Origin of the sequence: Stenotrophomonas sp. GD04024, from assembly GCF_029837545.1 — a bacterium.
In the GTDB taxonomy this organism is placed as follows: domain Bacteria; phylum Pseudomonadota; class Gammaproteobacteria; order Xanthomonadales; family Xanthomonadaceae; genus Stenotrophomonas; species Stenotrophomonas forensis.
The window spans coordinates 16754-28478 of record NZ_JAOEDV010000015.1 but is presented as its reverse complement, the minus strand read 5'-3'; the positions used below and the strand labels follow the sequence as shown (position 1 = coordinate 28478).

5 protein-coding genes are annotated in these 11725 nt (G+C 64.1%); all 5 read left to right on the top strand.

Features of this window, described 5'->3' with window-relative positions:
• Positions 1-46 precede the first annotated feature (46 nt).
• On the top strand, positions 47-2869 hold the full coding sequence (locus N7590_RS07210) for a TonB-dependent receptor (RefSeq protein WP_053509380.1): 2823 nt from the start codon (positions 47-49) through the stop codon (positions 2867-2869).
• A 466-nt stretch (positions 2870-3335) separates the two neighbouring features.
• A complete protein-coding gene (locus tag N7590_RS07205; RefSeq protein ID WP_053509378.1) occupies positions 3336-6245 on the top strand; it encodes a TonB-dependent receptor in 2910 nt (969 codons plus the stop codon).
• 107 nt (positions 6246-6352) lie between these two features.
• The gene (locus tag N7590_RS07200; protein WP_239544277.1) at positions 6353-8362 is read left to right on the top strand and encodes a prolyl oligopeptidase family serine peptidase; all 2010 of its coding nucleotides are present in this window, start codon (positions 6353-6355) and stop codon (positions 8360-8362) included.
• Between the two features lie 135 nt (positions 8363-8497).
• On the top strand, positions 8498-9328 hold the full coding sequence (locus N7590_RS07195; protein ID WP_279935275.1) for a hypothetical protein: 831 nt from the start codon (positions 8498-8500) through the stop codon (positions 9326-9328).
• Positions 9329-9522: 194 nt separating this feature from the next.
• Complete coding sequence (locus N7590_RS07190) at positions 9523-11625, top strand: M13-type metalloendopeptidase (protein ID WP_053450416.1); 2103 nt, start codon at positions 9523-9525, stop codon at positions 11623-11625.
• Positions 11626-11725 lie beyond the last annotated feature (100 nt).

Genomic DNA, 11725 nt, shown 5'->3' with positions numbered 1-11725 from the left:
CCCCGGGAAGGGGAAACGCGTTCTTACGATCACACGGAGTAATCGCATGTCTCGCAGTCGCTTCTTGTTCCCACGCCATCCGCTCACCTGCGCCGTGCTCAGCGGCCTGTTCCTTGCCAGCGCCAGCACCGGCGCGCTCGCGCAGGACAGCAAGAGTGCAGCCACCAACCTCGACCGGGTCACCGTCACCGGTTCGCTGATCCCGCAGACCCAGATCGAAAACCAGACGCCGGTGCTGACCATCAGCGCCGAGGCGATCCAGGCGCGCGGCTTCTCCAGCGTTGCCGAAGTGCTGCAGCAGTCCTCGCTCACTACTGGCGGCCTGCAGGGCGGCCAGACCTCCGCATCGTTCACCCAGGGCGCCGAAGCGGCCGGGATGTTCGGCCTCAACCCGGGCTACACCAAGTACCTGATCAATGGCCGCCCGATGTTGTCCTACCCGGCGCTGTACAACGGCAGCGACGCGTTCAACAACATCAGCGGCATCCCGATCGATATCGTCGACCGCATCGAAGTCCTGCCGGGCGGCCAGTCCTCGCTGTACGGTTCGGACGCCATTGCCGGCGTAGTCAACATCATCCTGAAGGAGCGCATGGACGGCGGCACGCTGAATGTCCGTGGCGGCGCCTATTCGGATGGTGGCGGCGCCAGCTTCCGGGTGAGCGGGGCAAATGGCTTCAACAGCCGCGATGATCGCTTCCGCGCGCTGGTCAACGTGCAGTACGAGAAGACCAACCCGATCTGGGGCTACCAGCGCGACATCACCAAGCAGAACAATCCGCGCGGCTATACCCGCCAGCTGCCCTCGAACGACTTCCTGGTCTTCGATGCTGACACCGATGACTTCCTGATGATGGATCCGAGCAACTGCGCCAGCGTTGCCGGGCAGTTCGATGGCACCACCATCCTAGGCACGCGCCGGGCAGGCCAGTCCTGCGGCTCAGCGTTCGGCGCCGGCTACAAGACGATCAAGAACAGCAAGGAAAGCAGCCAGTTCTATTCGGCGCTGACCTACGATGTAAATGACAACCTGCAGCTGTTCGGCGATGTGCTCTACAGCTACGAGACCGTCAAGTACAACACCGGTTCCGGCTACAACTACTGGGGCACGGACATCAGCATGGGTCCGTTCTTCGATCAGTCCAGTGGCCGCTATCTCGGCCTGCAGCGCGTGTTCGCCCCCGAAGACATCGGCGGTGGCGGTTACCGCGACATCATGAATACCGACCGCAGCAAGTCCTACCAGGTCACGCTGGGCGCACGCGGTGCGATCGGCAGCAACTGGGACTACGAGGCCAGCATCACCCGCGGCGAGTACAAGCTGAACGAGCGTGGCTACGCGCGCTGGAACGACCCGATCAACAACTGGTTCGCCGACAACGTGCTGGGCCCGGTGCTGGGTGAGACCGACGACGGCTACAACATCTACAACCCGAACTGGGGTGCCTTCTATTCGAAGCTGCCGGAGGGCGCCTTCCAGAGCTTCACCGGTTTCACCACCAGCCGCAGCCGCACCTGGCAGACCCAGACCCGCGCCCAGCTCACCAACAGTTCGCTGTTCAAGCTGCCCGGCGGCGACGCCGGCTTCGCTGCGGTTGTCGAGGGCGGCAGTGAAGGCTGGGACTACACGCCGGATGTACGCCTGACCGACGGCACGGTATTCGGTACCACCTCGGTGGCCGGCAACGGCCATCGCAGCAACTACGCCGTCACCAGCGAACTGCGCCTGCCCCTGCATGACATGCTGACGGTCACCGCCTCCGGTCGCTACGACAACTTCAAGATTGCCGGGCATACCGTCGACAAGCCGACCTACAGCATCGGCCTGGAGTTCCGTCCGTTTGAAAGCCTGCTGGTCCGCGGCAAGTACGGCACCGCGTTCCGCGCACCCTCCCTGCCCGACGCCTTCCAGGGCAAGAGCGGCTACTACGCCAACGGCTCCAAGGATTACTACCGCTGCGGCCAGCTCGGTTTCGATCCGTCCAACACGGTCGATTGCCGCTACGGCAGCGTGTCGGTGTTCGGCACCCAGTCGGGCAATCCGGAGCTGAAGCCGATCACTGCCGACGTCTGGAACGCGGGCCTGGTCTGGGCGCCGATCAGCAATCTGTCAGTGTCGCTGGACTACTACAACTGGAAGATCAAGAACGAGGTCAACACCCTCAGTTCCGACCAGTTGCTGCTGGCCGAGTACTACTGCCGCAACGGCCTGTCCAACACCGCCGGTGCCACCTGCGAGGATGTGGCCAACTGGGTTACCCGTGATGCCACCGGCGCGCTGGAGGAAATCTACACGCCGAAGCTGAACGTGGCACGGCAGAACCTGGAAGCGGTGACCGCCAGTTTCAAGTACGTGCAGGACATCGGCCGCTTCGGCTCGCTGCAGTTCTCCAGCAACTACACCAACATGCTCAAGCGTGAACTGCAGCCGCAGCTCAACGACCCGTTCCTGGACCTGCTGGGCAACCCGTATGCGATGTGGGTGTACGACTCCTATGCCAAGGTCCGGGCCGACGGCTCGGTGGGCTGGGCAATCGACAGGTTCACCACCACGCTGTACTTCAACTACATCGGCCGCACGCCTAACTACATGTCCTACGTGGGACGGGGCTACGACTACGTTGACCCGACCTCCGGCTACAAGGCCGGCAAGTGGGGCTCGTACACCACGTACAACCTGAGCGTGAACTACCGCGCGATGGACAACCTGACGTTCTCGCTGATGGTCAACAACCTGTTCAACAAGGTGCCGGACAATCAGCAGCACTCCTACGCCGGCAACATCGACGTTCCGTACAACAACTCCCTGTACAACGCCTACGGGCGCGCGATCTACGTGCAGGCGCAGTACGACTTCGGCGCGAAGTAAGGCCCCCTGCCGTGCCAGGGTAGACCCCGCTTCGGCGGGGTCTACCCTTTCCTGCACCCGGCAAGTGCGCAGTGCATCACTGTTCGTACCGGGTGGCGACAGAGACCGTCTACCCGCCCTGCCCCCTGCCCAAGGCGCGAGTCTTCTTGCCAGCGGCCCCTTTTCCCTGCTGCTCCCTGAACGAAACGTTCCCGCATCCAAGCAAGCGACGGTCCATGCCGCCCGTTCAGGAAGTCCTTGCAACTTCTTTCATATCAATGAGTTGCAAAGAAAATGCGGAGAAATCAAGGCTTTGCCTACCTTGGCTTCATGACGGCCGCATGAACAGTTGACAGGTCAAGTTAAGTCTGTGTTAACTTTGGCTCATCGGCTTGTGAAGCCGGTGAGAAGTGGGCAACAGCCCATCAGGGACGGCGGCAAGCCTCCAGGGAGCCGACCGATGTTTGATTCATCAGGGGATCTACACATGACCATCCGCAAGGCGCTCAGCCGCCACCCGCTGAGCTTTGCGCTCACCACGGCCCTGCTGGCCACCGGCATCGCTCCGGCCTTCGCCCAGGAAGCTGGCAACGAAGCAGGCGGCAAGAACGCAACCAATCTCGACCGCGTCTCGGTGGTCGGCTCACGCATCAAGCGCTCTGATGTCGAAGGCCCGGCGCCGGTGACCGTGATCACCCGCACCGACATCGACCGCGAAGGTTTCCAGACCGTCGGTGACATGCTGCAGACGCTGACCCAGAACACCACGTCGTCCTTCACCGGCGACCTGGCCGTTACCGGCTTCACCCCCAATGCCCAGGTGGTCAACCTGCGCAACCTGGGCCCCGGCTACACGCTGACCCTGGTCAACGGCCGCCGCCCGGCGCAGTACCCGCAGCCGTACAACCGCGACAACAACGTCGCCAACATCAACTCGATCCCGAGCAGCATCGTCGAGCGCGTGGAAGTGCTGACCGGTGGTGCATCGGCCATTTACGGTTCCGACGCCGTGGCGGGCGTGGTCAACATCGTGCTGCGTGAGCACTACGACGGCAACCTGGTGCGCGTGACCGCCGGCACGACTGCCGAAGGCGGCGGTGACACGGTCAACGTGGAACTGACCGGTGGCCGTACCGGTGACCGCTGGAGCGCGGTGTGGGCGCTGCAGTACAGCGACCGCGAGCCGGTGTTCGCCAGCCAGCGCAAGTGGCTGTCCGACCTGCGCGAAGGCCCGCTGGGCAGTGCGGCGACCCCGAACCTTTCGATGGCCGTCATTCGTGGCGTGGCCAACGCCAACGGCCCGCTCAACCACAACGCCCTGTATCCGGGCGCAGAGAAGTGTGAAGCACTGGGGTTCGACACGGTCACCACCGCGTCCCGCGGCAAGTACTGCGGCTCATACACCAGCAACTCCGCCCGTTCTATCTCCAACAAGCGCCAGTTCTACTCGGCCTACGGTTACGGCACCTTCGACTTCACCGATACCACCCAGGGCTTCGCCAGCGTCAACTACTACACCACCAAGGCCAAGGCCAGCGCGGGTACCGAGTTCTGGGCGACGTCGGGCGACCGCTTCAACCAGACCCGTACCGGTGCAGCCACCCAGTACTTCTGGGATCCCAACCTGAAGGACCTGGTGTCGCTGCAGCGCATCTTCACTCCGCAGGAGCTGGGCGGCAACGAAGCAGCCAGCACCCTGTATGACGAATACACCTACGACTTCAACGTCGGTGTCCGTGGCAACCTCGCCGATCGCTTCGACTGGGAAGCCAGCGCAGGTTACGGCTACTACGACTACAAGATGGATCGTCCGCGCCTGCTCGCACAGGCCGTGCATGACTACTTCCTGGGTTCGCGCCTGGGCTATGTCAACTCCACCGGCGGTACCACCGGCAATGCGATCTACCCGGTCTACGCGCTGAACCAGGATCGCTGGACGTCGCCGATCACGCCGGACATCTATCGCTCGTTCTCCACGCGCGTGATCAACCGCTCGGAGACCAGCGTCGCCAACGCCAACTTCAACATCAGTGGCGATCTGTTCGATCTGCCGGCTGGCGCCCTCGGCTTCGCGGGCGTGCTGGAATGGAACCGGCAGAAGATGGACATGGTCAGCGATCCGCGCACCGATCAGTTGCGTCCGATCGACAACCAGACCATCTACAACCTGACCAGCTCGGGCGAAACCCACGGTACCCGCGACCGCTACGCCATTGGTGCGGAATTCCGCGTGCCGATCTTCAGCAGCCTCAGCGCCAATGCCGCGGCCCGCTATGACAAGTACGACGACATCTCGTCGGTCGATGCGGCCACCACCTACAACCTCGGCCTGGAATGGCGTCCGTTCAGCAACCTGCTGGTGCGCGGCAGCTACGCCACCAGCTTCCGTGCCCCGGACATGCAGCTGATCTACGCACAGGGTGCGGCGTCCTACACCACCGAGCTCGACGAGTATGCGTGCCGCTCGGGTACCGGTGCCGGCGCAGCACAGGGTCCGCGTACCCGTGCTGCATGTAATGCCACCGCCAACGATCCGACCAAGTACTCGGTACAGACCCTGGTGGCAGGCAACCCCAACCTGACCGAAGAAAAGGGCAAGTCGTGGGGCGCGGGCTTCGTGTGGGACGTGACCGATGGCATGTCGCTGACGGTTGACTACTACCGCATCCGCCTGGAAGACGCCGCTGCGCAGCTCAGCAACGACTACCTGCTGCGCGCCGACGCCGCCTGCCGCCTGGGCAGCACCAGCGACCCGTCTCGCCCGATGCCGAGCGCTGCGCTGTGCTCGCAGCTGTCGACCCTGATCACCCGCGTCAACCAGCCGGACGCTCCGGACAACGGCCGCATCAGCCGCATCAACAATGCTTACATCAACACCGCGCTGCAGGACACCAGCGGCATCGATGCCAGCTACAAATACAACCTGGATACCGATCGCTGGGGTCGCTTCAACTTCGACCTGGGCTATTCGCTGACCCTGACCAACAAGTACAAGCAGCTGAAGGAAGAGCCGCTGATCGACTACCGCGATCTGCCGCCGGAGTACTGGAACCCGGAACGCAGCCGCGCCCGCGGCAGCGTCACCTGGTCCAAGGGTGACTGGGCAACCACCGTGTTCGGTACCCGCTACGGCTCGGCATTCAGCAGCCTCGACACCTCCGGTACCAACAGCGCGGGTGGCTACTATCCGCGTCGCCTGCCGCCGTTCTTCCTGTGGAACCTGAGCGTTGGCAAGAAGTTCGGCGAGAACGTGCTGGCAACCTTCCAGGTGGTCAATGTGTTCGACAACCAGTACCGCAAGGACAACAGCCGTATCGCCTATCCGTTCTATGACCCGTTCATTGGCGCCGACCCGTTGGGCCGTCGCTTCTACATGAGCCTGCAGTACAAGTTCTGATCATCTGCTGATGATGTAAGCACGGATGGAAAGCCCGGGCATGTACCGGGCTTTCCTTTTTTTGAATGCGGTGAACGCGATCACCGCAGCGGACAAGGAACCTGCCCATGCAGAAGATGTCGAAGCTGTTCACCCCACTTGCCATTGCCATGGCGGCGCTGCTGTCACCGGCCACGTTTGCCGCGCCGTCGTCCACGCCTTACTCGATCGAAGACTTCGTCAAGCACGCGACGTTCAATTCCGCCCGGATCTCGCCCAATGGCGACTACCTGGCAATCAGCGTCGACCTGGGCGAACAGGATGTGCTGACCATCCTGCGCACCAGCGATCTGAAGGTACTGAAGGTCAACCAGCTGCCCGACAAGAAGAGTGTCGGTGCGTTCCACTGGATCTCTCCCCAGCGGCTGATGTTCAATGCCGTGAAGAAGCAGGGCGGGTATGCGCAGCCCTTCCCCACCGGCGAATGGTTCGCCGTCAACGCCGACGGCAGCCAGGCACGGCCGGTAATCTTCTACGGCACCCGCGATGCCACCCAACGCAGCAAGAGCGTGGGCAACGAATCGTACTCGCTGCTCGATACCCTGCGCGGCGATGACCAGAACGTGATCATGCAGGTGCGCTACCCGCGCTCGTCCGAGGGCGCGGGGACCCAGGTGGTCAGCGTGGACACCATCAGCGGCCGGCGTACCCCGTTGGCACGCGCGCCCAAGGAGAACTGCGATATCGCACTGGATGCCGGCAAGGAGCCGCGTTTCGCCGTGTGCAGTTCCAGCCGCGACGAAAGCGGCGAATACGATGAACGAAGCGAACTCTATCGGCGCGATGGCAGCAACTGGACGCTGATCAACGCATCCAAGTCCGATGGCCAGCACCTGCGCGTGTTGCGCACCACCGCTGACGGCACGGTCTACGCTGAGCAGGATGATGGCAAGGCACCGGCCGCCGTGGGTACGCTGGATACGGCCACCGGCCAGTTCAAGCGACTGTTCCAGGACCCGGTCACCGAAGTCTCGCAGCTGATGTGGAGCACCGACGACAAGCAGCTGATCGGCGTGGTCAATCAGGCCGGCAGCCCGAAGGTCACGCTGGTCCAGGACGACCATCCGGATGCGGCGTTGTACCAGTCGCTGGCCAACGCGTTCCCCGGGCAGATGGTGCAGTTTTCCAGCTATACCGACGATGGCGCCAAGATCCTGCTCTCGGTGTACAGCGACACCAATCCGGGCGAGCTGTACCTGTTCGACCGCGCCAGCGGCCAGGCTCGGTTCCTGCTGCAGGGACGCGACTGGCTCGATCCGAAGCGCATGGCCACGGTCAAACCGTTCACGGTCCAGGCGCGCGACGGCCGCCAGTTGCACGGCTATCTGACCCTGCCCAAGGGAAGCGAAGGCAAGCGCCTGCCGATGATCGTCAACCCGCACGGCGGCCCGATCGGACCGCGCGACAACTGGGGCTTCAATCCCGAAGCGCAGCTGCTGGCCAGCCGCGGCTACGCGGTGCTGCAGGTCAATTTCCGTGGCTCGGGCGGCTATGGCAAGGCCTTCGAGGAAGCCGGCCACAAGCAATGGGCCGACGGCATCCAGAACGACATCCTCGATGCGACCCACTGGGCGATCGACCAGGGCGTGGCCGACAAGGATCGACTGTGCATCTACGGCGGCAGCTTCGGCGGTTACTCGGCGCTGATGGCGCCGATCCGTGAGCCTGGCCTGTTCAAGTGCGCTTTTGGCTACGTCGGCGTATACGACGTGGACATGCTGTTCAAGAAGGGCGACATTCCGCAGCGCGAATCCGGACTGCGTTACCTGCGTCGAACCCATGGCACCGACGTCGCCGAGTGGACCAAGGCCTCTCCGGCCCGCCGCGCCGCAGAAGTGAAGATTCCGGTGTTCCTGGCCGCCGGCGCGCGTGATGTGCGTGCGGTGCCCGAGCAGACCGAGCTGATGGCCAAGGCCCTCACCGAGGTCGGCAATGCCCCGGAGGGCGTGATCATCCAGTCTGGCGAAATGCACGGCTTCTACGAGGTGCCGGCACGCGTGAACCTGTATACGAAGATGCTGGACTTCTTTGGTCGCCATATCGGCAGCGGCGCCGCTGCCGGGGCCAGCAGCCCCTAGCGCACCGGGAGGAGGGGGCCGCCCGCCCCCTCCCCCTTGCTTTTGGCATAGTGACCAACGCCGCATGCAGAGTGTCCCGCACTGGAAGGACCTTTCATCCATGGGCCTCTACGATTCGATCAAGGAAAGATGAACATGAAATCCCGCTCCTCGCTGCTGGCACCGCTGCTGCTCGCGCTGGCTGTGCCTGTCACGTCGCTCGCCGCGCCTCCGGCCACCCAGGCACCTTCGGCGTTGCCGTCCGATCCCACCGAAGACCCGCTGCTGATCAGCGCAGGATTCCTCAATGGCCATCCCGACCTGCGCTTCCGCATGCTGGGCATGGAAAAGCAACGTGCCAACGACCTGCAGGCGGCCTTCGGCTTCTTCCAGCGTGCGGGCTTCTACGGCGACAAGGTGTCACAGGCAATGGTTGCCGAAATGCTGTGGAACGGCACGGGCACCGCGGTGAACCGCCCACTGGCCTATGCCTGGATGGATCTCGCTGCGGAGCGTGGCTACAAGGGCTTCCTCGAGCTGCGTGAACGCTACTGGGCCGCACTCAGCGAGGCCGAGCAGGTCCAGGCGGTGACCGAGGGCGAAGCCGTCTATGCGCGCTTCGGCGATGCCGCTGCGGAACCCCGCCTGGCGTTGGCCATGCGCCGCGAGCAGAAGCGCATGACCGGCAGCCGCACCGGCTTTGCTGGCAATGTGAAGATCCTCGTGCCCGGTCCGAACGGCACCACCGAACAGATCGATGGCACCAAGTTCTACGACAGCCGCTATTGGGATCCCGCGCAGTACCGCCAGTGGCAGGACACCATCTGGTCGACGCCGCGGGTGGCACGTGTCGACGTCGGCAGCGTGACACAGCTGCCTGCGGAAACCGGCCGCCCGTCCCGCATTCCGGAGGTGGCTCCGCAGCCGGATGCCCCGGAGCCGAAGACCGACGATGCTCAGCCGCTACCGATCCCGGGACAACACTGACCCGCCTGCCAGCGCGGGCAGGCGCGGCCAGTGTGCCGATCCTGCCCGGTTGCTGCCCTACCGGTGCCTGTACAGGCACCCTTGCCAAGCGCCATGACCTTCGACACCCTTGCGGGGCAGGCTGGCGGCGTATCGTTCGGCCCACGGCCGCCCTGCGGCCCTTCCCTGACTCACTCGGCCTGGAGGCCATTCAAGTGACCCGTACTCCCAAGATCGTGCTGCTGACCCTGGCCGTTTCGGCCGCGCTGGTCGGCTGCGGCAAGACTGAGGCCCCGGCCAAGGACGCCACTGCCTCCACGCCGGCCCCCGCCCAGGCCACCCAGTACACCCTGGACGAAAGCAAGCTGCCGGCCTACAACGCCTTCCAGCCCAGCGACCTGGATACCAGCAAGGACGCCTGTGGCGCCTTCGGCGACTACGTCAACAGCAAGTGGCTGGCCGCCAATGAAATTCCGGGCGACCGCACCAGCTGGGGCGCCTTCACCATCCTCGACGAGCGTTCGGTGGCGGTGCAGCACCAGCTGGCCGAGCAGGTCGCGCAGGTGAAGAACCCGAACCACATCGAGAAGATCGTCGGCGACCTGTGGGCCACCGGCATGGACGAAGCCAAGATCAACGCGCAGGGCATCGAGCCGCTGAAGGCCGACCTGACCGCGATCGACGGCCTGCAGGACAAGGCCGCCATCGCCAACTACCTGCGCACCAGCGCGGCCAAGGGCGACAACGTGCTGTTCGGCTTCGGCGCCGAAGCCGACTTCAAGAACTCGGCCGTGAACATGGCCTACGCCAGCCAGGGCGGCCTGGGCCTGCCGGACACCACCTATTACACCGATGCCAAGAACGCCGACAAGCTGAAGGCCTACCAGGCGCACGTCGCCAAGGTGCTGGAACTGTCCGGCGTCGCCGCGGCCGATGCGGCCAAGCAGGCCGAGGACGTGGTCAAGTTCGAAACCCGCCTGGCCAAGGCCTCCAAGTCGCGCGTCGAGCTGTCGCGCAACGTCGAGCTGTTCTACAACCCGGTCACCCTGGCCGACGCCGACAAGCTGACCCCGAACTTCAGCTGGACCGAGTTCTTCAAGTCGCAGGGCGTGGCCGCGCCGGAGAAGTTCTCGCTGGCCATGCCGGCGTTCCATGAGGAGGTGAGCAAGGCGCTGGGCGACACCGATCCGTCGGTATGGCGCGCCTACCTGCGCTTCCACACCGTGGACAGCGCTTCGCCGTACCTGGCCGACGCCTTCGTGCAGGAGAACTACGAGTTCTACGGCAAGACCCTCAACGGCCAGAAGGAACAGAAGCCGCGCTGGAAGCGCGTGCTGGGCACCATCGAGAACGATGCCGGCGAAGCCTTCGGCCAGCTGTATGTGAAGGTCGCCTTCTCGCCGGAAGCCAAGGCGAAGATGGAAGAACTGGTGAAGAACCTGGCTGCGTCGCTGAAGGAACGCATCCAGGGCCTGAGCTGGATGAGCGAGGAAACCAAGGCCAAGGCCATCGCCAAGTGGGAAACCTTCACCCCGAAGATCGGCTACCCGGACAAGTGGCGTGACTGGGCGGGCCTGCAGACCCAGCGCGACAGCTACCTGGGCAACGTGCGCGCGGCCAGCGAGTTCAACTACAAGTTCAACCTGTCCAAGATCGGCAAGCCGGTGGACAAGACCGAGTGGGGCATGACCCCGCAGACGGTCAATGCGTACTACAACCCGCTGCAGAACGAGATCGTGTTCCCGGCCGCCATCCTGCAGCCGCCGTTCTTCGATCCGAAGGCCGACGACGCGCTGAACTACGGCGGCATCGGTGCGGTGATCGGCCATGAAATGACCCATGGTTACGACGACCAGGGCGCGCGCTTCGGGCCGACCGGCAACATGGAAGACTGGTGGACCCCGGCCGACAAGAAGAACTTCGAAGGCCTGACCGGCAAGCTGGTCAAGCAGTTCGACCAGTACAAGGTCGACGGCCAGGCCGTGAACGGCCACCTGACCCTGGGCGAGAACATCGCCGACCTGGGTGGCTTGGCCACCGCCTACGACGCCCTGCAGAAGGCCACCGCCGGCAAGGAAGATCCGAAGGTCGACGGCTTCACCCGCGACCAGCGCTTCTTCTTCAACTGGGCCACCGTGTGGCGCACCAAGTACACCCCGGAAAACGCCAAGGTCCGCCTGGCCACCGACCCGCATGCCCCGGCGCAGTTCCGCGCCATGGGTGCGCCGTCGAACCTGCCGACCTTCGCCGCTGCGTTCCAGTGCAAGGCCGGTTCGCCGATGGCCCGCGCTGGCGAACAGCAGGTGGTGATCTGGTAAGCCACGGCTGACGCTGCGGCAGACCTGCAAAGGCCCGGGATTTCCCGGGCCTTTGTTTTTTGGCGGCGCCCTGCGAACGCAGCGTGATGCCTGCATGCCG